Genomic DNA, 233 nt, shown 5'->3' with positions numbered 1-233 from the left:
GCCGGGTGAGGCGGGCCCCTGCACGACGAGACAGCGGGATGCCGGTAACCGCGTCGGGCAGGAAATAACGCGCGCTGGCAGACCAGGCGGGCTGCACGTCCGGCGCATCCCCTGGCGCTGCCGCCGGCCGCTTGAGCGTCTCACCGCTGACCCGCCGCACCCGCGGCTTGCCCTCTTCTCCCGCCGCCGCCGCACCCTTGTCGCCGCCCAGGGTGTACGCATAGGCCCTGTCC

The 233-nt window shown here is 74.2% G+C and carries 1 protein-coding gene; it reads right to left on the bottom strand.

The genetic code is table 11. From position 1 onward, the window contains the following. Positions 1 to 233, bottom strand: a 233-nt coding sequence (locus tag KVS69_RS20700; RefSeq protein WP_217540224.1) for a hypothetical protein, incomplete at both ends; no start/stop codon positions are given.

Source organism: Stenotrophomonas sp. GbtcB23 (assembly GCF_019091045.1).
GTDB lineage: Bacteria > Pseudomonadota > Gammaproteobacteria > Xanthomonadales > Xanthomonadaceae > Stenotrophomonas > Stenotrophomonas rhizophila_A.
The sequence above is the reverse complement of the archived record's forward strand: the minus strand, read 5'-3'. Positions and strand labels throughout refer to the sequence as shown.